Here is a 23,972-nt window from a genome sequence, read left to right on the forward strand (position 1 = left end):
CATCCGTTATACGTCCGATCCGAAGTGGGTCCAGAGGCTGGCGATCTTCATTGACAGAAGAGGAGGCGATCGAATGCATTTGCTGCGATTAGGCAACATTCTTCCGCGACGGGAGCCTGCTAGCGGCAAACGTCTTGCTGAACAGTATTGCCAGGCCCAACCTGCAACCGCATTTGGACACGGGACTTGTTGTTTTGAAAACTGTAGAACCCGAAAGGACTCTGCCTGCCAGCTTGCGAGTGGCGGTGATATTGCCAAGTTACAATGAAAGTGTGGCGATCGGTCCGACAGTGACAGCATTTCAGGATGCTTTGCCAGATGCTACCATTTATGTCTTTGACAATAATTCTACTGACAACACAGCGCAGGTGGCCAGAGAAGCAGGCGCTGTTGTAGGGTTTGAGGCCAGCCCGGGGAAAGGTAGCGTTGTCCGCCGGATGTTGGCCGACATTGACGCGGACGTTTATGTCATGGCTGATGGCGATGCCACCTATGACGCGGCCAGCGCACCGGCCCTGATAGAGCGGCTCGTGTCCGGGAATTTTGACATGATCACCGGAAATCGGAGCAGTACAGAGCAAGCGGCCTACCGTCCAGGACATCGGTTCGGAAATCGAGTTTTAACAGGTTTGGTTGAATGGTTATTCAAATGTAAGGTCGGAGATTTGCTTTCAGGATACCGCGTGTTCAGTCGCCGCTTTGCAAAGACTTTTCCTGCTCATTCCCGTGGTTTCGACATCGAAACCGAATTAACGGTTTTTGCGTTGCAACTCAGGCTTCCGATTGATGAGATGGACACTCCCTATCGGGCTCGCATGGAGGGTTCGAACTCCAAACTATCCTCTGTTGCCGACGGTTTTAGGATCCTGCGAATGATAGGGCTGATGCTGAAGGAAGAAAAGCCTATGCAGTTCTTTTCAGTGATCGCAGCGTGTGCATTTCTGCCGTCTCTGGTGGTTTTTGCCTCGGTCTTCCGGGAGTTTCTGGAGACTGGCCTTGTCGAACGAATCCCGTCACTGTTTACGGCGCTTTCAGGTTTCGTGATCGCAGTTTTATCCTTTGTTTGCGCTGTGCTTCTTGACACTGTTGCGCGGGGGAGGAGGGAAGCGCGACGCATTGCTTACCTTAGCTATCCGCCACCTTGGAATTCTTCTGCCTCGACGTGGTCGGACGTTACCGAAACAAGATCAAACGCGGGGCAATGAAATTGAACGCCAATGCTGAAATGGCGGCAGGTGTCAGGGGGAATTCTGGAGATAATAGTTTAGTATCAATTTGTTGAGCCGTCATCCTGTAAGCGGAAAAACTGATGGCAAGACCAAATGACATTGACCTAGGTGATAGCGCGTCAAATACCGCCTATCCTTGTTCGATGATCCGAACAGGTGAGGATATGCACGAAAAACAAAAAGCAACTGACGCCTCAGGTGTAATCGCATTTGTAGTGTTTTTTTCACTCGTTGCGGTGCGGCAGATATTGCGTGCGCCCGAAGCTACAGAGTTGTTGCTGGATCTAGACAACGATGCCGCCATGCGTCTTGTCATAGTGCGCGATTTTTTGGCAGGGCAGGGATGGTTTGATTTGGTGCAATACCGTCTTGGGGTTGATGGCGGTACGCTTATGCATTGGTCGCGCTTGGTCGACTTGCCAATTGCCGGATTGATTTTACTTTTCGAAGTTTTTTTTGATCGCGCCTATGCTGAGTACCTCTCTTTGCTCATCTGGCCACTTGTCACACTTGCGGCGGCTATGTTGGTATCCGCAAAGATCATGTTTGCTTTGGCTGGTGGTTCCGCGCTTTTTTATACTGCCGTTTTGTTCAGTATCATCATCGGCTTCGATGGCAGGTTCCAGCCGGGAAGTATCGACCACCACAACGTCCAGATGGTTCTATTGCTGACTGCCCTTCTGGCGATGGTTTCGCCATTTGGAAGTATCAGGCGTTTGATTGCTGGCGGCATTGCGATTTCGGTCAGCCTAGCCATTGGTATCGAAAACCTTCCTCTGCTAGCCGTGATATGTTTTTGCATTGCCGGTGCTTGGGTCTACCACGGTAAATCCCGACAAAGGCAGGTCATGTACATATGTGCGGGAATTGGCTTGGGCATGTGCGTGATTTTCCTGCTGTCAGCTCCTGCCGCGGCTTATGCGGGCGGGTTTTGTGATGCGTTGTCGCGCGACCTTGCAGCCCCTGTCATTCTAAGCAGCGGTACTCTCTTCATTCTTGCCTTAAAAACACCCGAACGTGCATGGCAAAGGGTGTTGCGTCTTGCTGTTACCTTCGCAGCTGTTGGTTTAGTGTCAATCGCGTTTTTTCCGGCGTGCACACAAAACCCGTTGGATGGGCTTGACCCAGACCTAAAAATATTTTGGCTGGACCATGTCTCAGAAACAGGCGGCCTGCTCGATATTATCAACGGTGTCGCTGGGTATAACGATGTCTATATCGTGTATTACGTCGCAGGGTTCTTTGGTCTGCTCGCCAGTTTATTCCAAATCAGGGCGGATCGGGCTAGGCGCACAGAGTGGATATCATTTTCTATCCTGCTTGGCGTAGCCTTGGCGATTACTGTGTATCAGATTCGTGGTTCTCTTGGCCTGTTGGTACTTTCGGTGTTCCCGTTGGTGAAATGTGTTACCCAAGCGCGTTGTGTCTTACGACGCCGTTTTGGCGAGTTTTCTCTTGTATTGATATGGATTCCTTTGCTTGCGATCTTGCCGGGGGTTTGGGGGTACGGTTTTTCGGTTTATGTCCGACTTTTTCCGACCACTGACTATGCATCAGTACCTGAATACGGTGGGAACGTTGCTTTGGGCGAATGCTGGACGCAGGAATCGGTCGCTGCGCTAGCCGGATTGCCGAAAGGTACGGTCGCGGTCAGTTGGGACTTTGGAACCAACGTTCTGGTCAACACCCCCCATAGAGTTTTGGCGGCGCCATATCATCGAAACGGTTCGGGAATACTGGCACAAACCCGACTTTCGATTGCCAAGGATGCCGAAACGGCGAAAGAAATAATTGAAGAACATGGCGTGACCTACGTTGTGACATGTGGCCATGACTCGGTATTGTTAGGGTTGTCTCGAATTGGGTATTCGGGATTCAGCCTGGATTTAAAATCGGGAAGTGTCCCAGACTTTCTGGAACTGATCCGAACGCCGGAAACTTCTACGATGACTGTCTATGGCGTGCGCTAGCACTGCCCGGTGGCCATTTTCAAACTCCTAGAACCGCTTCGACCTTGTCCAAAGTTGCTGTGCTGACAGCTACGCCATTTGCCTGCGCCGTGGCGCGGTTGGCGGCTCGGCTGTCTCCTGGAAGGTGAGCGCCGTCCTGGGATCGGATCGCGTCAACCAATTCGCCAAGACCAGAGGCAAATGCGCCTTGCGACGTAGCCGCTGGATCAATGGCAATGAAAAACTGCCCGGTTTTGGGTGGTCCGCCAACAGTACCTGAAAACGGAGATGCGTTAAGGCCAAGAGTGGCACCCGTAAGCGCGGCAGCCAAAACCTCGGTCAATAGGGCGACGCCGACACCCTTATAACCTCCGGACGGTGCCATCGACCCTTTCAATCCAACTGCCGGGTCTGTTGTTGGATTGCCGTCTGCGTCCAGCGCCCAGCCTACCGGGATCGGTTTGTCTTCTCGGGCGTGTTTCATGACTTCGCTTTTCGCAATGGTGCTGGCGCTTTGGTCGATCACCAGCGAAGGTTGCCCGTTCGCGCCCGGAGCCGCGATCGAGAACGGATTAGTCCCGACCACAGGTTTTGATCCCCCGGACGGAGCGATCGAGGCCGGCGCGTTGGTGAAGCCCAACCCGACCAGACCAGCCTGTGCAATCCGGAAGGTGTGATATCCCAGAACACCGCAATTGTAGCTGTTGCGAAGGGCGAGCGCCGCTATTCCCTGTTCGCGGGCGGCAGGCAGCAGCGCCTCGAACCCCAAATCAATTGCGGGATGCGCAAATCCCGTGGCGGCGTCCACGTTCACAACACCCGAACGTGGGCGTGACAGCACCGGTTGGGCGGCACCGTCGACTTTCCCGCATTGAACATGCTCGCAGTAGATCGGGATGTAGGCAAGCCCGTGGCTAGAGACGCCGTCTGCTTCGGTTGCAGCAGTTGCAACCGCCAAGGGGCGCGCATTTGCTTCGGTCGTACCAGCGGCAACGAGGGCGCGAAAAGCCAGATCTTCGATCTGGGTCAATGTCAGGGTGCGGGTCTCGGTCATTTTGGGTCTCATCAATCGTTGTCAGACAGACCCGCTCCGGCCCCGCGCAGGCGGGAGTCCTCGGTTGCGGGGGCATAGGTGAAGTGGGCAAGGCGATTCAGCTCGGACCAGTCTGCAGGGTCGGGCGTGGCACGTGTGCACTGAGGATGGGTTTGGATCATTATCCCGCCCCGCTTTATTGTGATCTGGCTTGCCTGTTCGGGGACCGAAAAGGCCGTGGTGAGGGCAAACCCATCGGTCACAAACTGTGTCTTATCCATTGTCACGGAAACGGGGGTATCCAAAAACCGCGCCACGTTGGCTGCGAAAGGCAAAAGTAAAACCGGGAAGACAATGTCCTGCAACGTGATGTCTTCTTTGCGCAACTCAGCAGCTTGGTCCGAAAGGTGTGCTCCTGCGGCAATTGGGCACTCAGCTACGGGCAAACTTGGTTGCGCGCTTTGTAGTTTCGCCAGTTTTGCTAACGCCCCGATCCCGTCCATGCCCTGAGCACAAAGCCAGCGAGTAGCCTTGGCGGCCTCTTCCGCGGGACCCCAGCTATGTCCGACACCGCGCATTGCCCGTTTGGCAGTGGCTTCGACCTCGTTCAGTGACAGGTTCATTGTAGCGCCTCGGGGTAAACCCAAAGATCTGCGTTTTCTGTGTTCAGTTCGTCCGGGTAGGGCGCGCCCGAATACATGCAGATGCGAACCCACCGGTCCGAGCGCGGGTCGAACTGTGTTGCTCCAAAGAATGATAGTTTTGCCCTTAGCATGTCGATGGGCAACACGTTTGCACTGATTGTGTTGTCGCGGATTTCTCCATACGGGGCGACGCGACCGATCTGCGCGCGTCTTATGGTGTGGCGATGTTCCGGATGGTGCAGGAGAAACGCGGCAATCTTGTCTGTGTCCGCCCAATCCTCAAGGGCGCGATAGGCAGCGGCCGCGTCCCGTGCAGGGGCCAGAGGTTGTTCGTACTCCGCGATTGGTTCTTCGAAACGTTCGCCAAGGCGGGGTTCCAGCTTTTCTTCGGACACGTACCATGCGCGGGCGCAGTTGGCTTGTTCCTGCCAGTCAAGATCAAGCGCCCAGTCAAAACTCTGCCGGATCAGCGCGCGCACTTGTGCGACGCTCATACTGCCGTCGATCATCTGCGCGCCTGCGTTGCTGTCGGCCATGCAATCGACCAGACCGTCGACCAAATCGCCATAAGGTTCCAGAATTAGCGAGGCCAGCAATTCTTGCCCCTCTTCGCTCAGATGATCCTCGGACCAGCAGATAAGAGCGTCCCATGGGTGGTGTTCGGTCAGGTCGCGCTGGGTCAGCTCGGCGGTGAGCATGTCCAGATCAGTTCTGAGCGCGGCCAGTTTGTCGATTTGAACCGGATGATCCGAGCGCCACCACGACACCGATAGTCTGCTGCGTTCGAAAATCGCGCGGAACTGCGCCATGCGGTCCGGTGTGGCGTGTGGCACGGACCGCACCCGCGCGATGGCTTCTTCGCGAACCATGATCCAGTTGTTGAACAGAACGGGGTGATTAATGATGAACGGCGCCATTCCCAGACCGGTCGAATTGCCGATGCCCAGCCACTGCGCAATCGCCGGATCCAGACTGGCTGTTTCATCGCCCCCTTTGGCCTGCGCCATGTGCTGCACCAGATCGCGCACGAAGGTGCGAGTCAGATAGACCGAAAGCATCTCGGTCTGGAAAGGCGCGCTTAGTTCCGGGCGGTCGGCGGTTGTCTCACGATCAGCCGCCCCGAACTTGCCCGAGCCATATACGGCCGTGGTGCGCATCAGGTAGCCCACCTTATAGATCTGCTCGGGGTCCGGCTGTTTGCCTGCTGCCAGAGCGTCGACCACATGCGCCCAAAGCCGGACCGAACGGTTGGCGCGAGACAGAGACAACTCGTTTTCGCTGACCCGACCGGCCTCTTGCAGGGGGACGTTTTGGGAAAGACGTTCGATGTCTTCGGTCGTAGGGATGCCATCGAACAGGGTAAAAGTGGCGTCCCAAGCCTCGGCTATCACGCGGTCGGAGCGTTGCTCGGGCGGCAGGTCATGAGCGAAAGCAACCAGTGAATAAGCGCGCTCGGGGCCATGCGCGGTATAGACCGCATGACCCACCCCGTTCGTGTCGATGTCAAAAACGGGCCGGGTAAAACGCCAGTTCTCGCGGGCCATCCGCCGGGTCAATTGCCGCATGAAACTGAGGCGACATTGGTGCAGCGACCCCAATCGCGACAGCCGCATGACCTGCGCGGGGTCGCGTCTGGCGATTTGGGGGTGCGTATCAGTCATGCGCGTGGCCCGAAGTTTTCAGCAAAGAAACGATACCAGTTGCCGCCCATGATACCTGAAACCTCATCTTTGTTCATACCCACGGAACGTAGTCCGGATTCGATATTCCCAAAATCGCGGTTGTCCTGAAACCAGCTGGGCATGGGTGGAAATCCGGGGGCCGAGGCCGAGCCTTCGCCATAGTCGATTTCTTTCGTCCAGCGCCCGACGCGCATCCACTCGACCACGCTGTCGGGTTGGTCCTGACACAGGTCAGTGCCGATCCCCAGATGTTGGACGCCGTATTTGTCGGCGGTGCGGGCGATCATCTCGCAGAAGCTATCCAGCGTGCAGGCTGATTTGTCTTTCAGATGATGCGGATAGACCGAAAAGCCGAGCATCCCGCCATGGTCCGTCACCGCGCGGATCACCGCATCGCGCTTGTTGCGCAGCGCAGGCGACCAGTCGTGCGGATTGGCGTGAGTGATGGCGATGGGACGCTCGGACAGTTCAGCGGCCTCGATTGTGGATCGGTCAGCCGAGTGACTCATATCCACGACAAGGCCCACGCGGTTCATCTCTTTGATCACCTGCTTGCCCATGCGGGTGATGCCGGTATCTTCGGCCTCATAGCAGCCGGTGGCCAGCAGGGATTGGTTGTTATAGGTCAACTGCATGAACCGGGCACCCAGATCGTGCAGGATTTCGACCAGACCGATATCGTCTTCGATGGGCGAGGGGTTCTGAAAGCCGAAGAAAACAGCCGTCCGTCCGGTTTCGCGCGCTGTGTCGATGTCGCTGGCCCAACGGCTTTTCATGATCAGGTCGGGGAATTGCTCGAACCAGCGGTTCCACTTTTCAAAGTTCAGGACGGTTTCGCGGAAATTCTCATGATAAGAGATGGTGACGTGGATCGCATCCACGCCACCTTCGCGCAGTTGTCGGAAAATCTTTTCCGACCAGTTGGCATATTGCAGCCCGTCGATGCGCATCAGACCGGCGTCCCGGCGCTGATATAGGCGGTTTTGACGGTGGTGTAGAACTCAGCTGCCGCTTTTCCCTGTTCGCGGGGGCCGTAAGAGCTGTCGCCGCGTCCGCCGAAGGGGACGTGATAGTCGGTTCCGGCGGTCGGCAAGTTCACGGTGACCACGCCCGTGCGAGCGTTTCGGCGGAAATGCGTGGCGCGGGCGAGGCTTTGGGTCACGATTCCCGAAGTCAGGCCGAAATTGGTGTCGTTGACGATGCTCAGCGCCTCATCATAGCTGCCAACCTTGATTACGCTGGTCAGCGGCGCGAACATTTCTTCGCGGTTGATGCGCATGTCGTTGGTGGTGTTCAGGAACACCCCAGGCGACATGTAGAATCCGTCATGAGGCATCTCCAGCCGCGCGCCGCCACAGGCCAGTTCGGCGCCCTCAGACTTGCCCAGATCGACATAGGCGAGGTTTTCCTGCAACTGCTGCTCGCTGACGACCGGCCCCATCTGGGTGCCATCCTCCAGCGCGTGACCGACTTTCATCGCTTGCGCACCGGCGACCAGTTTCTCGACGAACGCATCATGGACGCCCGCATGAACAACCAGCCGCGACGAGGCAGTGCATTTCTGCCCGGTGCCTCCAAACGCGCCACCCAGCGCCAGCGTCACCGCCAGATCAAGATCGGCGTCGTCCATGACGGCCAGCGCGTTCTTGGACCCCATCTCCATCTGCACCTTGGTCAGGTTATGGATGGCCGCTGCCGCAATCCCTTTTCCCACCGGCACCGACCCGGTGAATGAAATCGCGTTCACCTTGGGGCTTTCCACCAGACGCTGACCGATGCTGCGCCCCGATCCCATCACCAAACTGAACAGGCCCTTGGGGATATCCTGCCGTTCAATGATCTCGGTTAAAGCTACAGCCGATGCAGGGGTGATGTTAGCAGGCTTCCATACCACCGCGTTGCCGTAGCACAGCGCTGGTGCGATTTTCCATGAGGCGGTCGCAGTGGGAAAGTTCCATGGGCTGATGATGGCGACGACACCCACGGGTCCGCGCCGCACGTCAATCTCAACGCCGGGGCGGACAGAGTCGGCATTCTCACCGATCTGACGCAGACACTCGGCTGCGTAGTAGGTAAAGAACTGTCCCGCGCGATAAACCTCGCCTTTACCTTCGGCCAGCGGTTTGCCTTCCTCGCGCGACAGCAGCGTGCCCAACTCCTCGGCGCGGGCCATCAGCTCGTTGCCGATGGCGTTCAGAACAGTTTGCTTGCGTTCAGGCAGATACGTCGCCCACTCAGCCTGCGCAATGCGCGCCTGCTCTAGCGTTGCGTCCAACTGGTCCACGCTGGCTTGGGCGAACATGCCGACAAGATCGCTCAGATCCGACGGGTTGCGGTTTTCGATTTCAGAGTCACCAGCCAGCCAGTTGCCGGCAATCAGGTTCAGTTTGGTCACACCACGCCTCAGAGAAAACAAGAGTTACACAGAGCATGGCTTTTTCGTTTGTCATCAGTCAAATTCAAACAGGTGAAGAAAACTTCAGGAAAATTGAAGTATGGCGATTAAGATCGAAACCTTGCGATGTTTTTGTACCGTGGTTCAATCCGGAAACTTGACCGAGGCTGCGGACCGATTGGGGCGAACTCAGTCAGCCGTTTCCATGACACTTAAGCAACTTGAAGGCCATTTGGGTCGCAAACTGTTCGAAGGCGAACGCAAGAATCGTCTTTCCCCTTTGGGAGAGCAAGTTTTTGAGCTTGCGTTGAGGCAGGTGCGTCAGTTCGATCAAGCCGTAGGTGACATTGAAGCCGTAGCTTCGGCCGAGCAGGGGTTACTGCGAATCGCATCGGTGCCATCAGTCGCCGCGCTGGTGTTTCCGCGTGTTCTGAGGCACCTGATACAACGCTTTCCTGGGGCGAAGGTTGATCTGCGGGACACTGACACGCAGCAGGTCCTGGATGCATTGGTCGAAGGGAAGGCGGATATCGGAATTGCCTCGGGGCATCACGCGCTGAACGGTTTTCATACCAAGCCCTTGTTACAAGACCGGTTCGGGCTGGTCTGTGCTGCCGATCACCCGCTGATCCGGCAGGTTGAACCCCCGTGTATTGCCGATCTGGGGACCGTGCCGTTCATTCGAAACAGCCTGTGCGACCTGATCACGTCGCCGCAGTTTCACCAAGCGATTGATCAGGCTGACATCACGATCCGCAACACACATTCTTTGATTACGATGGTCAGGACGGGCAATTGGGCGACGGTCTTGCCTCAAACGGTGGCAGAGTTCATTCCCGAAGCCACCGCCTTTCGCGAGATAAAAGACCTGCCGGATCAAAGGCAGGTCTTTTTGTACGTCAAAGAACGGTCACGTTTTCCCGAACTGACCGAGGCCGCAGAGCACCTCATTCTCGCATATGATGCTTAGGGCTTCTATTTTTTGACGTCGCCCGCAAACCGCGCGGCGTTTTCTTTGGCAAAGGCCGACGCATCGGCGCTTGAGTCCCAGAATTGGGGGTTTGCCTTGGGAATGGTCAACGCTTTCTGAACGGCGGGCCGGGCGTCGATGCGTTCGAACCAGGCGTTCAGATGAGGTAGATCGTCCACCTTGACCCGTGCCCAGACATAGGCCCGCGCCCACGGGTAAAGCATCATATCGGCAATGGTGTATTCATCTGCGGCGATCCAGTCGCGCCCTTCAAGCCGTGTGTCCATAACCTCTAGCAGGCGGCGGCTTTCATCAACATAACGGCGGATGGAGAACGGTTCGTCGTGCCCATTGGGGGCGGCGATATGTTGGAAATACATCGCCTGTCCCATCATGGGCCCGATATGACCGACCTGAAAGAAAACCCATTGCATGACTTCGGATCGTTTGATCGGGTCTTCCGGCAGGAACTTTCCGTATTTTTCGGCCAGGTGCCACAGGATCGCGCCGCTTTCGAATATGGCGCGCCCCTCGGACCGGTCATAAATCGTCGGTATTTTACCGTTGGGATTCAGCGCCAGATAATCTGGCGCTTTTTGTTCTTGTTTGGAAAAGTTGATATGGGTGAGGTCGTAAGGAATTCCGGCCTCTTCCAGAAAAATGACCGGTTTATAACCGTTCATCGTTCCTGCGGTGTACAGGTGAATATCAGGCTGCGACATCGTCTGCCTCGGCGAATGTAGAAATCAGATGCGTCTGGAATCGGGCAAAATCTGCCTCGATCGTCGGGTTCTTCATAACATCAAACGCGGCAAAAGTTGGCAGAGGCTTCATCGCCATGAATTTCGCCGTTAGGTGCAGCGGTTTCAGCAGGTCATCTACGGTATCGCCGGCAAAGAAGGGCTCGGTCGGGTTGTCGAACGCTTCGACCGGGGCGTTGAACGTGACTGACAGCATATAGCTTTTGTCGTGCAAAACGCCGCCCATACCGTAGTTGGACTTAGGGGCGTCACTGGTGCGCCCATCGCCATGCGCAAACCGTCCATCCATGGCCGAGGTATAGACCTCGTCCATGTATTTCTTGAAGACCCACGGCACGCCCATCCAGTTCACCGGGAATTGCATGATGACAGTGTCCGCCCACAAGTGGTTCGCGACTTCTGTATCGACATCATAGCCTTCGGCGACCGTAGTCACCCGGACATCATGGCCCAGCGTGCGCAACTGGGTGCTGGCTTGTTCGGTCAGGCTGGCGTTCAGAGCACCGGGGGCCGCTTCATAAGGCTGTGTGCCGTTGAGGATCAGGATATTGCTCATGTCTATGCCCTTTTTCCAATCTTGGGAATGTCGTGTCGAAGCAGTTGGGGGTGGCGGAGATAAAAAGCAACCAGTATACTTTTAGTAACCTTCTTTTTCATAAGGGATATGCCATGCGTGCAAAGGTCAGTCAGGATAATCGGGGGCGAAAACAAGTGGCAGAAGCCTGCCTCGAGCCTTGCTCGGTCGAGCGCGGGATGCGGATCATCGGCGGTAAGTGGACGGGTTCGATCCTATGGCACCTGAAAGACGGGCCCGTGCGATTCAATGACTTGTCCCGCATGATTGCAGGTGCCAGCAAAAAGATGATCACCGAGCGTTTGCGTCAGCTTGAGGCACAAGGTTTAGTGAAGCGACACGTGCTACAGACATCTCCCGTTTCAGTCGAATACTCTGTCACCGAGCTTGGCCGCAGCGCGCTGGGCATTCTGGACGATTTGAGCAAGTGGAGCGAGACTTTGCCTGCGGCCGTCGTTTCAGACATCGGTTAATAGTTCGGAAATTTTCGAAACTAATATACGATGATATCAAATACATGTATTTGTCCTCCGTAGGGCTTGATGGGTGTTGTGTCACCATGCTTCACTTTTCTGGCCAATCCGGCGCGTCGAGCCGCTGGCCAAAAAATCCGGGGAGTTAGAGCTTCCCGAGACTGTTTGTAAGGTGCGGGACCGGCATTTGCCGAAAGAACAGCATCGCGAACGCCCAACATGGAGATATCAGATGAAGAAACTCACCACACTTATGGGAAGTGCAGCAGCTCTTGCCGCAGGTCCCGCGCTTGCCGCAGATATCGTGATCGGTGTGCCAAACTGGGCATCGGTGAACGCCACGGCGCATATCCTTGAAGTTGTGATCGAAGAAAACCTGGGCTTGGACGTAGAGCTTCAGAACGGCACCAACCCGATCGTGTTCGAGGCGATGGATTCTGGCGCGATGCATGTCCACCCCGAGGTTTGGATGCCGAACCAGCAGAACCTGCACGACACCTATGTCAAAGATAACGGCACCGTGGTTATGAACGAAAACCCGGTTCAGGCCGAGCAGGGCATGTGTGTGCCCACGGCGACAGCTGAAAAATATGACATCAAGTCCATCGACGATCTGAGTGATCCGGACAAGATGGCAATCTTTGACACTGACGGCAACGGAACGCCCGAGGTTTGGATCGGTGCGCCGGGCTGGGCTTCGACCGTGGTCGAAAAAATCCGGGCCAAGTCCTATGGCTATGATCAGATTTTCGATCTGACCGAGTACGAAGAAACCATCGCCTATGCGAATCTGGCCAACGCCGCCAAGGCCGGCGATCCGTGGATCGGCTTCTGCTACAGCCCGCACTACATCTTTGTGACACAGGACCTGACCGTTCTGGAAGAGCCCGCCCATGATCCGGCGACCTGGACCATCGTGCAGCCCACAGATGATCCCGACTGGCTGGATAAATCCGAGGCATCCTCGGCCTGGAACGGCGCCACGCTGCACCTTCACTACGCCAAGGAGCTGGAAGACGCCTACCCCGAGGTGGCCGCTCTGTTCCGCAACTACCAAATGCAGGGTGACGACCTGAGCGCGATGGGCAAGGCCCTGGCTGTGGACAATGTGGAAGCAGCAGACTTTGCCCGCGAATGGGTGGCCAACAACGAGGATACCGTTCTGAACTGGCTGACCAACTAAGACGCATTCCCAGGGGGCCGTCGCGACCAGTTCGCGGCGGCCCTTTGCATATAGATCGGGGAAAACCCCGCATATGAGGGGCAAATGGACGAACCTGTCGTAAAACTTGAAAATGTCTGGAAAATCTTTGGCGCGCGCGCTGAAGAGGCCATGGCGGCTGTGCGCAGCGAGGGTATTGGAAAACCCGAGGTGCTTGAACGCTTTAACTGTGTCGTAGGTGTGCAGGGCGCAACCTTCGAGGTGCCGCGTGGCGAAATTTTCTGCATCATGGGCCTGTCAGGGTCCGGCAAATCCACTCTGGTTCGACATGTGAACCGGCTGATCGAACCGACTGCGGGTAAGATCGAGATCATGGGGCAGGATGTCTCAAAAATCTCGGAATCCGAATTGCGTCGCATTCGCGCCCAGCAGATCGGGATGGTGTTTCAGCATATGGCGCTGATGCCGCACCGCTCGGTCCGCGATAACGTGGCTTACCCGCTAGAGATTCGGAAGGTGTCGAAATCCAAGCGTTGGGCTGTGTCCGACCACGCGCTGGGTCTGGTAGACCTGACAGGCTATGAGGATCGCTTGCCCAAAGAGCTGTCGGGCGGGATGCAGCAACGTGTTGGCATCGCCCGTGCGCTGGCTTCAGACCCCGAGATTCTGTTGATGGATGAGCCGTTCTCGGCCCTCGACCCATTGATCCGCTTGCAGTTGCAGGATCAGTTCAAGGCGCTGGTGGCGCAACTGAAAAAGACCACGCTGTTTATCACGCATGACTTGGACGAGGCCATCCGCATCGGCCATCGCATCGCCATCATGAAGGACGGTGTGATCGTGCAGATTGGCACGCCCGAAGATATCGTTATGAACCCCGCCGACGATTACGTGCGCGAATTTGTGCAGGGGATTTCCAAACTGAAACTGGTCAAAGCCCATTCGATCATGGAGCCGCTGGCCAGCTATTCCGGCCCAACCGAAGGCGCGCCGCGTGCCGATGAAGGTGCTGATCTGGACCAGTTGATTGATCTGGCCGTTAACACTGAACTGCCGGTGATCATTACGGATGGTGGCAGCGACGTGGGTGTCGTGACCAAGCCGCGTCTGCTGCGCGGTATTCAGGGGGGCAAAAATGACTGACGCAACCACCGAACTGAAAGTCACTGCCGCCTCAGATATCGAGGTGGATCGCGACGCACTTGACCGCTCGATCCACGAATTTGCGGGTCCGAACGGGGATTACTACGTCAACGCTTTTCACAAGATCCACGATGCGACAAGCGCGGTGCCAAACACGTTTAACAAATGGGCGGCGGCGCTGGGTCCGTTCTGGTCCGCCTCGCGCGCGATTTGGGGGATGTTCTGGACCTTCCTGATTCTTGAAATCATCGCGTGGGTGCAAATCGGACGCGGGGCCTGGGGCAATCCCGGCGCCGACATGGCCGAACGTGCCGAACGCCAGCAAGCCCGTGCGAACGAGCTGCTGGAACGCGCCGCCGCAGCGACAGAGCAGGGCGATATCGACCGGTTCACCAAATTGGCCGAGAATATCCAGAAGGCGGCAGACAGCAGTTTTGAAAAAGCCGCGGCCGCCCAGTCGGAATCGCTGGGGATCATGCTGATTGGCTTGGCGATGTTGCTGGTGTTCAAGCTTGTGCAGGGGCTTTATGCGGACCGCATCTACGAAAAGCAGTATTCGCGCTGGCGGATTGATCCCGACAGCACTGAAAGCGGGCGCTCTACGCGCAACACGGTTCTGGGCGCCGTTCTGATTGCCGCAATCGGGCCTCTGATCGTCTATAAATTCACCGTCAACGCTTCGCTCGCGATGCTGGATGCGTTCCCGGAGAAAGAGGTCTCGGCCTTGTTTCTGGGCGAAGATGGCGGCACGCTGTTCTCAAGCCTCGCCAGCTGGATGGAGGCCAAGATCGACGCCGCAGCCCTTGCGGGCGGGGACGTGTTCGACGGGATCGTCGCTGGGGTGCGCTCGGTCCTGGATGCGTTGACGATTGCACTGATTGGATCGCCATGGCCGGTCGTGATGCTGGTGATCTGCGTCACCGCGTGGCGTGCGGCGGGGCCGCGTGTGGCGATTTTCACCGCCGCCTCTTTGGCTTACATCGCACTTCTGGGTTACTGGGATGTCGCAATGGAGACGGTCGCTTTGGTAGGTGCAGCCGTGTTGTTATGCGTGGTAATCGGCATTCCTCTGGGCATCTGGTTCGGCAAATCTGCACGGGCTTACCGTGCGGCTGAACCGGTGCTGGACCTGATGCAGACGCTACCGGCCTTTGTCTACCTGATCCCGATCATCGCCTTCTTTGGCACCGGAAACCCGCCGGGCATTCTGGCGACGATCATCTTCGGGATGCCGCCGGTGATCCGCCTGACGGCGCTGGGGATGCGGGGCGTGCCCGACAGCATCAAAGAGGCTGCGGTCGCCTTTGGTGCATCGAAATGGCAGTTGCTGAAGGATGTGGAGATCCCGCTGGCGCTGCCTTCGATCATGACTGGGGTGAACCAGACGATCCTAATGTGTCTGTCGATGGTGGTGATCATCTCGCTGATCGGCGGCGGCGGTCTGGGCAAGGAAATCCTTGAAGCGCTGCAATATGCGGCCAAGGGTCCGGGTCTGTTGGGCGGCTTTGCCATCCTGTTCTGTGCCATGGTCATCGACCGGATCGTGCAGGGGGCCTTCCGGCGAGAAGACGAGAAAATCTAAACACAAAACGCCCCCGCCAGCCGGGGGCGTTTTTTATTTAAGGGGATGCAGATGACCGACCGCTATGAACAGTCGATGATGGATAACCTGTATTGGTGGGGCGTGCCGACCCTGTTTCGCTGTCCCAATACCGGCCCCGATGGGCAGGACATTGCGCTTGTCGGCGTCCCGCATTCCACCGGAAACGGCACGACCGAGCGGGATCAGCACTTGGGTCCGCGCGCGCTGCGCCATGTCTCGGCGGTGCAGCGGCGGGTGCACTCGGTGTTCGAAATCGACCCGTGGAGCAGCGCCAAGATCGCCGATGTGGGCGACGTGCCCTTTCCGCGCGCGAATGACAACGAGGACTGCATCGAGCGTGTTACGACCTTTTACAAAGACATCGACGCAGCAGGCGCGCGGCCTGTGTCGGTGGGTGGAGATCACTCGATTACGGGCGGCATCGTGCAGGCGCTGGGGCGTGGTCAACTGGCCGGGGGAGAGCCCGTCAGCTTCTTGCATCTGGATGCGCATACGGATGTGTTCACCAAGGTCGATCACTTCCTGGGTGCCAAGAAATCCGCCGCCCATTGGGGGGCCTATCTGGTCGATCAGGGGCAGGTCGACCCGACGCGATCCATGCAGATCGGTCTACGGGGTCATCCGCGCAGTCTGGACTGGCTGCAGCCGTCTTATGACTATGGCTACAACATCGTCACCATGCGCGAGTTCCGTCAGCGCGGGCTGGAGGACGTGGTGGCGCAGACGCGTGAAGTGCTGGGCGACAGGCCGGTCTATATCACCTTTGATCTGGATTGCCTCGACCCCACTGTCGCGCCTGCGGTGTCCAATCTGGAGCCCGGCGAGAAGGGTTTTGACATTGACGAGGCCGTGGGGATTTTGCGCGCCGCGCGCGGGTTGAATATCGTGGGCGGAGACGTAGTCTGCATGATGCCCACCAAGGACAGCCCCAACAATATCACCGCCCTGACCGCAGCGGCGGTGATGTTCGAGATGATCTCGATGATCGCCGAAAACGTCCGTTAGCGGCGGGCCTCGACGGCCTGCGCCAATACGCAGAGCAGTTCGAACATGAGCGAAGTCCCCAGCCACGCGGTGCCGCCCGAGGCGTCGAAGGGCGGTGAAACCTCGACCAGATCGGCGCCCACCAAGTTCACCCCGGCCATCTGGCGGATCACCTGCTGGGCCTGAAAGCTGTTCGGGCCACCGATCTCGGGCGTGCCGGTGCCGGGGGCAAATGTCGGGTCCACAAAGTCGATATCATAGGTGCAATAGGTCGGCGCGTCGCCAACAATGCTACGAACCTCGGCCATCACATCGCCGATGCCCCGGTCGAACAACTCTTCGATTCGGATGATGCGGATGCCCTGCGCTTCGCCCCATTCGATATCCTCGGTGTTATAGGCGGTGCCGCGAATGCCAACCTGAACAAAGCGTTTGGGATCGACCAAGCCTTCTTCGACCGCGCGCCGGAAGGGGGTGCCGTGCGTGAATTTGTGCCCGCCGAAATAGCTGTCGAACAGGTCGGTATGGCTGTCGAACTGGATCAGTCCCAGCGGGCCGGATTTGGCCAGCGCGCGCAGGACGGGCAGGGTGGTCAGATGATCACCTCCGGCGGTCAGGGGGGTGATGCCGCGCGAGGTCAGGCCGGTGTAGAACGAGGTCACGCGGTTAAGCGTGTCTTCGATATCCACCGGGTTCGGAGCCACGTCGCCCAGATCGGCGCAGTTCATCATCGCAAAGGGTGCAACCCCGGTCACCGGGTTCATCGCGCGGATCATGGTCGAGTAATCCCGCAACTGGCGCGGCCCGTGGCGCGCGCCGGGGCGGTTCGTGGTGCCCCCGTCCCAGGGGATGCCGACCAGCCCGATATCAACCTCAGTGATCCGCGCGTGATCCAGCGTCATGCCCGGCAAGCGCATAAAGGTCGGCACGCCGGCAAATCGTGCCAGTTCCATGGCCGAGACGGGCTGAAAGAAGGGATCGGTCATCGGGGCCTCATTCCTGTGTATTTAAGCCGACCCTAGCCGCCGGAGGAGGCTTGGGGAAGGTCAATGAAGGATACGAAACCGGGCGCGGATTTCTGCATCCTGTTCGGGGGTCAGGTATTGGGGGTGGTGCGTACCCAGGATTTCTTTGGCACGTGAGCGGGCAGTGGTCCATGCGTCGCTAGCGCCCTCATCCGCCCAAGTGCGGGGCTCGGACCGGTCGGCAATTTCGGGGTAATAATAATCTCGCTCCATCGCGTCATAAGTATGGGCGCTGCCCAGAAAATGCCCGTCGCCCAGAACCGATTGGCAGATCGCCTCGAACCCAAGGTTTTCTTCGGTCACTTCGATCCCACGCAGGGCGCGATAGGTGTGGGCGTGCATCTCATTGTCCAGCACGAAACCCTCGAAACTGGCCCCGAGCAACGATGCGGTCATGCCTGAGCTTTCATAGATCAGGTTCCCGCCCGCCAGCGCTGCCGCCAGTGAGGTGATGCCTTTTTCCGCCCCGTATTGCGCGTCAATCGCCTTGGCATCCGTCATCGAGGCCGCCACACCCGAGGGCAGCCCCAACCAGTTGGAAATCTGCGCCGAGGCCGCGTTCAGGATCGCGGTTTCACCACTGCCGCCCGCAAAAGACCCGGTGCGCAGGTCCACGATGAAGGGCCAGTTGGAGAATACCATCGGAAAACCCGGTTTGATGGTGTTGACCATCACAAGGCTGGCCAAAGTCTCGGCCAGCGATTGCGCCAGAAACCCGGCCAGCGTGGCCGGGGCGGTCGCGCCCGCTTGCGCTGCGGTGATGCAGGACATGGGGATGTTATGGGCGATGCATTCATAGACCACGTCCACCGCATCCTCGCCATAGCGCAGGGGCGAGATGACCGGGCTGATATGGGCTTTCAGGAAGGGGCGCGCGGCGAATGCGCCGGGACCACCGGCCACGATGTCCAGCATGTCGATGATGGGCGCGACGTGTTCCGCCAGCGTGAAGGAGGTGGCAATGGGCTTTGTCGTGTTGCGGACCAGCGCATAGGCTGTGTTCACGTCCAGATCGAAATTGTCGGGCACATCGGTGGCCACGCAGCAGCGGGTGAACCAGCTGACATTGGGCAGCGTGTCCTGTAGCCGGGTGAAATCATGCAGATCGGTCAGGGTTGAGGGGCGATATAGCCCCGTGTCGATATCCAGCGTCTGAACCGCCGCGCCGCCGGTACCGAAATACACCCGGTCTCCGCCCACCTCGATCGAACGCGCGGGATCGCGGCCGTGAAAGGTGAATTGTTTGGGGGCGAATTGAATGGCCTGTTCGACCATGGTGCGCGGGAACAGCAATCGGTCGTCAGGGCCGGGTTGCGCTCCGGCAGCCCGCAGGTCGCCGGCCAGCCGATCCGGCACCTCGCCCATCCCCAGGGTTTCTAACAGGCGCAGGGCGGTGTAGTAAATTTGCGCGATCTCGACGTCTATCAGCGGCTTGAAGGCCCCGCCGATCTGGCCGGGCGGGCAGGGATCAATCACGGGGGCGGCCGCGCGCTGCGCGTGCCGGGCGCGTCTGCCGCTTCGTTTGCTGCCCGTGCTCATCCGGTTCCTTTCCCGTTGCTTTTCCCGAAACCTAAGCGCCACATTGCGCCCCACGCAAAGGCGAAGTGCAATTTGCAGAATCCGCAATCGCGGTTTCGATTTTTCAATACAAGCGCCGGGCGACTTGTCGTGCGCGCGCATTGTTCCGCAAGACTTGGGCGGAACAGAACAGGAGCCGCGCCCATGAAATCACGCACCAAGGTCGTTGTCATCGGAGGCGGGATCGCGGGCTGTTCGACCCTCTATCACCTGACGCAGGAGGGGTGGAGCGACGTGGTTCTGGTGGAGCGGAACGAGCTGACCTCGGGCACCACGTGGCATTCGGCTGCGCAGGTGACGAATTTCGGGATGAACCAGACGATGGTCGGGCTGAAATCGCACTCGATCCGGCTGTACAAGGAACTGGCCGACGACCCGGACTATCCCATCAACTACCACCATGGCGACGGCGGTATCCGTCTTGCAAATACCGAAGCGCAGATGCAGGGGTACCGTCAATTCGCCTCTATGGCGCGCGGAATGGACGTGCAGTTCGAGGTGATAGACGCCGAGGAATGCGCGCGTCGTCACCCTCTGATCTCGACCGAGAACCTGATCGGCGGGCTTTGGGATCCGATGGATGGGGATATCGACCCCGCGCAGTTGTGTCAGGCGCTGGCGCGGCGGGCGCGCAAGGCCGGGGCCGAGGTATATCGCAACACGCCGGTCATCGGGCTGAAACAACACGCTGACGACACATGGACGGTGCTGACCGAAAAGGGCGATATCGACTGCGATATTGTCGTGAACGCGGGCGGCTATCGCGTGAATGAGGTGGGCGCAATGATGGGGGTGCATCATCCCGTCGCCTCGATGGAGCATCAGTATTTCCTGACCGAAGAGATTCCGGCCATTCGCGATGCGGGACACAGGATGCCGCTGCTGCGGTGCCCGATCAGCGATTATTACTGCCGGCAGGAAAAGAACGGGCTGCTGCTGGGGTTCTATGAGCAGGACTGCAAGACCTGGGGCATGGACGGGATTGACCCGAATTTCGTCAACGCGCTCTGCCCTGACGATCTGGACCGGGTGACGGATGTGCTGGAAGGCGCTTTTGCCCGGATGCCCGCGCTGATGGAGGTGGGCGTGCATACGGTGGTCAATGGCCCGATCACCTATACGATTGACGGTGCGCCTCTGGTCGGGCCGATCCCGGGCAAGCGCAATGCGTTCTGTATCATCGGTCTGCGGGCGGGGCTTGGCGAAGGTGGCGGCCACGGCTGGCTGCTGGCGCAACAGATCGTGCATGGTGAGGCGTGCTATGACACGTGGTGCCTTGATCCGCGTCGGTTCACGGGGCACGCGAATGTCGAACTGACCGCGCTGAAGGCTATTGAGGATTATCAGAACGAGTTCCGCTTTCACTTCCCACATGAACACCGCCCCGCAGGGCGACCCGCCAAGACGACCCCTCTGACCCCGGTTCTGGCGGCGGAGGGGGCCGAGTTTACCGTCGTGAACGGGTGGGAAAGGGTGGATTACATCAAGCCATCGCCCGATTTCGCGCCCATTCACAGTTTCGATTTTGACGAAACCTTCGATCTGGTGGCCGCCGAGGTTGCCAATGTCCAAACCAACGTGGGGCTGGCCGAAGTGAACGGTTTCAACCGGATCGAGATCGCCGGCGCGGACCGTCATGCGTTTCTTGATCGGATGTTCTGTGGGTCTGTGACAAAGCGCGACGGACGCGTGGGGCTGGGCTATCTGCTGAACCACCATGGTATGGTCAAGGCTGAGGCGACCGTGGCCAATCTTCCCGCCAGCGACCGGGGGCCAGCGCGTGTCTGGTACGGCTCGGCAGCAGCCAGCGAGTTCCACGACATGGACTGGCTGACCCGCCATTTGCGGAGCGACGAGGACGTCCAGCTGCGCAGCCTGACCAACGACCAGACGATCCTGATTTTGGCGGGCCCAAAAGCACGCGACGTTCTAGGCGCTTGCGCGCGTGGGGACTGGTCGGCTGAGGCGTTCCCATGGCTTGGTGTGCGAGAGTGTTTCATCGGCATCGCCCCGGCGACTGTGATGGGTGTCAGTTTCTCAGGCGAGCTGGCCTATGAAATCCACGTTCCCAATGCCTCGCTTTATGTGGCCTATCTGGCATTGCAGCAGGCGGGCGAAGCACATGGACTCAAACTGTTCGGCGCGCGCGCGGTCGAGTCAATGCGCATGGAAAAGAGCTTTCTGCATTGGAAGGCCGATCTGATCACTGAGTTTGACCCGTTCGAAACCGGGCTGGATCGGTTCGTCAGGCTGGACAAGGGCGATTTCATTGGACGCCATGCCTTGCTCCAGCGACAGGCCGAGGGCCCGCGCCGGAAATTGGTGGCGCTGCAGGTTCAGACGGATCAAGGCCCGGCGCATCCCGGCGCTTCGCTGATGCGGGGAAATGAGGTCATCGGAACGATCACTTCGGGTGAATGGGGGCATCGGATTGGACTGAACCTTGCCCATGCTTTTGTTGATCCCGGGCTGGCAGACGTCGGGTCGGAAATGGAGTTGGACCGATGCGGTGAGCGTGTGTCGGCGGTTGTGATTGCACCGTCGCCTTACGATCCGGATTTCGGTCGGATCAAATCCTGAACGCGATACAAGCGCAACTTCCGGATTGCTCTGGGGATCATTCTCTGGTTCGATAGTTTCGAAGTAATCGAAACTGTAGGTGGTCCTCGTGTCCAAAACCCTGAGCTTGCGCTGGCTGGAAGTCTTTCAGTTGATCGCCAAATCCGGGTCTATTCAGCAAGTTGCGTCGGAAACCGGTTTGTCGATCAGTACTGTGTCAAATCACTTGCGCAGTCTTGAAAAGGCATTGGGTATCGAATTGGTTGATCACAGTCGACGTCCGATGGGTCTAACCCCGGCTGGCGAGGTCTTTTCGCGTTATGTGCGCGACGGGCTTACCACGTTGAAACGAGGTGAAGCTGAAATCCGCACAGGAAACTGGCGGCACGCTACAGATTTACGGTTGGCACTGATCGACGATTTTGACAATCAGATCGCACCAGATCTGTTCCGGTTTCTGGCCCAGGCCCTACCGCGCTGTAACTTCCGCCATTTCACCCGGCCCAGCCATGAGATCATCGCGAAGCTGCAGGAACACAAGCTGGATGCAGGGGTCGCCACGCGCCCGTCCGAGCGGACGGATGGTTTGATAGAATACCCTCTGATGCGGGATCCGTTCATCGTTATCCTGCCCGTTGGTTTTGAGGGAACGGCGAGCGATTTGTTCACGCCGGATGCGCAATTGCCCCTTTTACGCTATTCTCGGGACTACATGATCGGCAAGCAGATCGAAATCCAACTGGCGCGAAGCAAGTACAACTTGCCCAACCGTTTCGAGTTGGAGTGCAACCAGTCCATCATCGGTCTGGTCGCGGAAGGGGCAGGGTGGGCCATTACGACCGCCGCGTGTTTCCACCGCGCCCAAAGGTTCCACGATAGCGTGAAGGCAATGCCGTTCCCCGGGCGTAACTTTGTTCGCACGGTGTCGCTATTCACAACCGAAGTTTACCCTGAAACCACATCGGCACTGATCCAAAAGGCCATGGGAAAACTCATTCGTCAGCACTTCACCGATCCGATGTGTGCCACCCACAGTTGGCTCAAGGATGATTTCCGTACAATGGAGGCCGAGGCCGCTTAACCTTGGGGTGGCGGTCCAAGTGATCCGCCCGATACTATATTGGTCGCCAGTTGCTCGCCTTGTCCGGGGCTTTGCGTTTCAACCATCTCAACCAGTTGTAGCGCCGCTTTGCGCCCCATTTCACGATGTGGCACATGCACTGTCGTCAATGCCGGAGAGACGATCCGGGCCAGTTCGATATCGTCGAATCCGGTGATGGATACATCCTGAGGGACACGCAGGCCCATGTCTTGTGCACGCCGCACAGCCCCCACAGCCAGAACGTCATTGCCGCACAGGATTGCGGTCGGTGGGACAGGTTGTGCCATAAGTTCAGCAAACGCGGCACCACCGTTTTCGATTTCGTAAGGCGTTTCGACTATTGTGAAACCGTCTGGGTTTAGACCGCGCGCGTTGGCGGCGTCTTGAACGCCCTCAATTCTTAGCCGGGCGCGATCATTGCCTTCGCTGATCCCCGAAATCATCCCGATTCTGGTGTGACCCGCCGCAATCACGCGCTCTGCAAGGTTGCGCATTGCCTTGCGGTTATCGAAACCAATAGACGGTGCCAATGCATTGGGCCGGTAAGACCACGCGATCAGCGTCGGAATTCTGCGGCTTTCCAAATACTTGTAAATCTCTGGGTCACGGTCATGGCCGATCAACAATAGGCCATCCGCACCCCGCGCAGCCAGTTTTCGGATTTGTTCTTCTTCAATATCAGGTTTGTAGGCGGAACTGGACACAAGCAGCGTGTAACCGCGCAGATGCAACTCCTCCTGGAATGCCTGCAGGCCCCTTGCAAAAATAGCATTCTCCATGGTCGGAATGATCGCCCCGATGGTGAAACTGCGCTTGGCCGCCATAACCCGGGCGGCGAAGTTGGGGGTATAGCCCAAAGCGTCAACGGCGGCCTGAACCCGTTCGCGGGTTGTGGCGACAACGCGATCGGGGTTGTTCAGGCATCGTGACACCGTCGCGGTCGAAACTCCGGCCATTTTGGCGACATCATCCAGCGTCGGGGCTGAGCGCGGTTTCGACATTTCCAAATCCGTAATTCACCTTTGCCAATGAGTGTACATCTATGGAGGTGATATGGAAAGCAGATATGTAAGCGCTTGCATTTTGCATGTAAGCGCTTACAAGTG

Annotated in this window: 20 protein-coding genes; 10 read left to right on the forward strand and 10 right to left on the reverse strand. The window is 58.0% G+C overall.

Annotation, left to right across the window (positions count from 1 at the left end):
- The first annotated feature begins 134 nt into the window (after nt 1-134).
- Both AC2FNR_RS05145 and AC2FNR_RS05150 read left to right on the forward strand, forming a co-directional pair.
- Nucleotides 135-1,205: a glycosyltransferase gene (locus tag AC2FNR_RS05145; RefSeq protein ID WP_496848293.1), complete on the forward strand. Its 1,071-nt coding sequence runs from the start codon at nt 135-137 to the stop codon at nt 1,203-1,205.
- A 104-nt stretch (nt 1,206-1,309) separates the two neighbouring features.
- Nucleotides 1,310-3,199 (forward strand): hypothetical protein, encoded by a 1,890-nt coding sequence (locus AC2FNR_RS05150; protein WP_496848294.1) that lies wholly within the window; start codon nt 1,310-1,312, stop codon nt 3,197-3,199.
- A gap of 19 nt (nt 3,200-3,218) precedes the next feature.
- On the opposite strand, the gene AC2FNR_RS05155 is transcribed toward AC2FNR_RS05150, so the two are convergent.
- Genes AC2FNR_RS05155 through AC2FNR_RS05175 form a run of 5 tightly spaced genes read right to left on the reverse strand, consistent with a single transcriptional unit; the run spans nt 3,219 to nt 8,932 of the window.
- Nucleotides 3,219-4,232, reverse strand: a complete 1,014-nt coding sequence (locus AC2FNR_RS05155; RefSeq protein WP_496848295.1) for an Ldh family oxidoreductase — start codon at nt 4,230-4,232, stop codon at nt 3,219-3,221.
- 11 nt (nt 4,233-4,243) lie between these two features.
- A complete protein-coding gene (locus AC2FNR_RS05160) occupies nt 4,244-4,834 on the reverse strand; it encodes a DUF3726 domain-containing protein (protein WP_480868048.1) in 591 nt (196 codons plus the stop codon).
- Nucleotides 4,831-6,516 (reverse strand): hypothetical protein, encoded by a 1,686-nt coding sequence (locus tag AC2FNR_RS05165; protein WP_496848296.1) that lies wholly within the window; start codon nt 6,514-6,516, stop codon nt 4,831-4,833. The genes AC2FNR_RS05160 and AC2FNR_RS05165 overlap by 4 nt, the downstream gene beginning before the upstream one ends.
- Entirely contained in the window at nt 6,513-7,487 is a 975-nt protein-coding gene (locus AC2FNR_RS05170) for a membrane dipeptidase (protein WP_496848297.1), read from the reverse strand. Before AC2FNR_RS05170 ends, AC2FNR_RS05165 begins: the two co-directional genes overlap by 4 nt.
- The gene (locus AC2FNR_RS05175; RefSeq protein WP_496848298.1) at nt 7,487-8,932 is read right to left on the reverse strand and encodes an aldehyde dehydrogenase family protein; all 1,446 of its coding nucleotides are present in this window, start codon (nt 8,930-8,932) and stop codon (nt 7,487-7,489) included. Before AC2FNR_RS05175 ends, AC2FNR_RS05170 begins: the two co-directional genes overlap by 1 nt.
- Nucleotides 8,933-9,032: 100 nt before the next feature.
- On the opposite strand from AC2FNR_RS05175, the gene AC2FNR_RS05180 reads away from it, so the two are divergent.
- Nucleotides 9,033-9,902 carry a LysR family transcriptional regulator gene (locus AC2FNR_RS05180; RefSeq protein WP_496848299.1) on the forward strand — a complete coding sequence of 290 codons (870 nt, stop codon included), beginning with the start codon at nt 9,033-9,035 and terminating at the stop codon, nt 9,900-9,902.
- A gap of 5 nt (nt 9,903-9,907) precedes the next feature.
- Here AC2FNR_RS05180 and AC2FNR_RS05185 read toward each other — a convergent pair whose 3' ends face one another.
- Together AC2FNR_RS05185 and AC2FNR_RS05190 are read right to left on the reverse strand one after the other, a co-directional pair.
- The gene (locus AC2FNR_RS05185; protein WP_170755046.1) at nt 9,908-10,624 is read right to left on the reverse strand and encodes a glutathione S-transferase family protein; all 717 of its coding nucleotides are present in this window, start codon (nt 10,622-10,624) and stop codon (nt 9,908-9,910) included.
- Entirely contained in the window at nt 10,611-11,219 is a 609-nt protein-coding gene (locus AC2FNR_RS05190) for an NAD(P)H-dependent oxidoreductase (protein WP_170755048.1), read from the reverse strand. The genes AC2FNR_RS05185 and AC2FNR_RS05190 overlap by 14 nt, the downstream gene beginning before the upstream one ends.
- A 113-nt stretch (nt 11,220-11,332) precedes the next feature.
- Between AC2FNR_RS05190 and AC2FNR_RS05195 the strand changes: the two genes are divergently transcribed.
- From AC2FNR_RS05195 to AC2FNR_RS05215, 5 genes are all read left to right on the forward strand, one after another.
- Nucleotides 11,333-11,710 (forward strand): winged helix-turn-helix transcriptional regulator, encoded by a 378-nt coding sequence (locus tag AC2FNR_RS05195; protein WP_170356138.1) that lies wholly within the window; start codon nt 11,333-11,335, stop codon nt 11,708-11,710.
- Nucleotides 11,711-11,942: 232 nt separating this feature from the next.
- Nucleotides 11,943-12,893, forward strand: coding sequence for an ABC transporter substrate-binding protein (locus AC2FNR_RS05200; protein WP_170356139.1), 951 nt, complete (start codon nt 11,943-11,945; stop codon nt 12,891-12,893).
- An 84-nt stretch (nt 12,894-12,977) separates the two neighbouring features.
- Nucleotides 12,978-14,015, forward strand: coding sequence for a quaternary amine ABC transporter ATP-binding protein (locus tag AC2FNR_RS05205; protein WP_170356140.1), 1,038 nt, complete (start codon nt 12,978-12,980; stop codon nt 14,013-14,015).
- A complete protein-coding gene (locus tag AC2FNR_RS05210; protein ID WP_480868038.1) occupies nt 14,008-15,597 on the forward strand; it encodes an ABC transporter permease in 1,590 nt (529 codons plus the stop codon). The genes AC2FNR_RS05205 and AC2FNR_RS05210 overlap by 8 nt, the downstream gene beginning before the upstream one ends.
- A gap of 51 nt (nt 15,598-15,648) precedes the next feature.
- A complete protein-coding gene (locus tag AC2FNR_RS05215; protein WP_496848300.1) occupies nt 15,649-16,623 on the forward strand; it encodes an arginase family protein in 975 nt (324 codons plus the stop codon).
- Here the strand turns inward: AC2FNR_RS05215 and AC2FNR_RS05220 are convergent.
- The gene (locus tag AC2FNR_RS05220) at nt 16,620-17,588 is read right to left on the reverse strand and encodes an agmatinase (RefSeq protein WP_496848301.1); all 969 of its coding nucleotides are present in this window, start codon (nt 17,586-17,588) and stop codon (nt 16,620-16,622) included. The two genes, AC2FNR_RS05215 and AC2FNR_RS05220, sit on opposite strands and share 4 nt — an antisense overlap.
- A 60-nt stretch (nt 17,589-17,648) precedes the next feature.
- Nucleotides 17,649-19,166 (reverse strand): trimethylamine methyltransferase family protein, encoded by a 1,518-nt coding sequence (locus AC2FNR_RS05225; RefSeq protein WP_496848302.1) that lies wholly within the window; start codon nt 19,164-19,166, stop codon nt 17,649-17,651.
- Nucleotides 19,167-19,349: 183 nt separating this feature from the next.
- Between AC2FNR_RS05225 and AC2FNR_RS05230 the strand changes: the two genes are divergently transcribed.
- Entirely contained in the window at nt 19,350-21,785 is a 2,436-nt protein-coding gene (locus AC2FNR_RS05230; protein ID WP_496848303.1) for a GcvT family protein, read from the forward strand.
- An 88-nt stretch (nt 21,786-21,873) separates the two neighbouring features.
- Complete coding sequence (locus AC2FNR_RS05235) at nt 21,874-22,845, forward strand: LysR family transcriptional regulator (RefSeq protein WP_496848304.1); 972 nt, start codon at nt 21,874-21,876, stop codon at nt 22,843-22,845.
- On the opposite strand, the gene AC2FNR_RS05240 is transcribed toward AC2FNR_RS05235, so the two are convergent.
- On the reverse strand, nt 22,842-23,867 hold the full coding sequence (locus tag AC2FNR_RS05240) for a LacI family DNA-binding transcriptional regulator (protein WP_170356147.1): 1,026 nt from the start codon (nt 23,865-23,867) through the stop codon (nt 22,842-22,844). The two genes, AC2FNR_RS05235 and AC2FNR_RS05240, sit on opposite strands and share 4 nt — an antisense overlap.
- Between the last annotated feature and the right edge of the window lie 105 nt (nt 23,868-23,972).

This window comes from Ruegeria sp. SATB045 (assembly GCF_059613525.1).

Excerpts from the sequence above, each read along its gene's own strand:
- AC2FNR_RS05190 (WP_170755048.1), bottom strand. The coding sequence starts at position 11,219 with ATGAGCAATATCCTGATCCTCAACGGCACACAGCCTTATGAAGCGGCC.
- AC2FNR_RS05220 (WP_496848301.1), bottom strand. The coding sequence starts at position 17,588 with ATGACCGATCCCTTCTTTCAGCCCGTCTCGGCCATGGAACTGGCACGA.
- AC2FNR_RS05180 (WP_496848299.1), top strand. The coding sequence starts at position 9,033 with ATGGCGATTAAGATCGAAACCTTGCGATGTTTTTGTACCGTGGTTCAA.
- AC2FNR_RS05225 (WP_496848302.1), bottom strand. The coding sequence starts at position 19,166 with ATGAGCACGGGCAGCAAACGAAGCGGCAGACGCGCCCGGCACGCGCAG.
- AC2FNR_RS05150 (WP_496848294.1), top strand. The coding sequence starts at position 1,310 with ATGGCAAGACCAAATGACATTGACCTAGGTGATAGCGCGTCAAATACC.
- AC2FNR_RS05200 (WP_170356139.1), top strand. The coding sequence starts at position 11,943 with ATGAAGAAACTCACCACACTTATGGGAAGTGCAGCAGCTCTTGCCGCA.
- AC2FNR_RS05185 (WP_170755046.1), bottom strand. The coding sequence starts at position 10,624 with ATGTCGCAGCCTGATATTCACCTGTACACCGCAGGAACGATGAACGGT.
- AC2FNR_RS05240 (WP_170356147.1), bottom strand. The coding sequence starts at position 23,867 with ATGTCGAAACCGCGCTCAGCCCCGACGCTGGATGATGTCGCCAAAATG.
- AC2FNR_RS05160 (WP_480868048.1), bottom strand. The coding sequence starts at position 4,834 with ATGAACCTGTCACTGAACGAGGTCGAAGCCACTGCCAAACGGGCAATG.
- AC2FNR_RS05165 (WP_496848296.1), bottom strand. The coding sequence starts at position 6,516 with ATGACTGATACGCACCCCCAAATCGCCAGACGCGACCCCGCGCAGGTC.
- AC2FNR_RS05155 (WP_496848295.1), bottom strand. The coding sequence starts at position 4,232 with ATGACCGAGACCCGCACCCTGACATTGACCCAGATCGAAGATCTGGCT.
- AC2FNR_RS05215 (WP_496848300.1), top strand. The coding sequence starts at position 15,649 with ATGACCGACCGCTATGAACAGTCGATGATGGATAACCTGTATTGGTGG.
- AC2FNR_RS05205 (WP_170356140.1), top strand. The coding sequence starts at position 12,978 with ATGGACGAACCTGTCGTAAAACTTGAAAATGTCTGGAAAATCTTTGGC.
- AC2FNR_RS05210 (WP_480868038.1), top strand. The coding sequence starts at position 14,008 with ATGACTGACGCAACCACCGAACTGAAAGTCACTGCCGCCTCAGATATC.
- AC2FNR_RS05230 (WP_496848303.1), top strand. The coding sequence starts at position 19,350 with ATGAAATCACGCACCAAGGTCGTTGTCATCGGAGGCGGGATCGCGGGC.
- AC2FNR_RS05170 (WP_496848297.1), bottom strand. The coding sequence starts at position 7,487 with ATGCGCATCGACGGGCTGCAATATGCCAACTGGTCGGAAAAGATTTTC.
- AC2FNR_RS05195 (WP_170356138.1), top strand. The coding sequence starts at position 11,333 with ATGCGTGCAAAGGTCAGTCAGGATAATCGGGGGCGAAAACAAGTGGCA.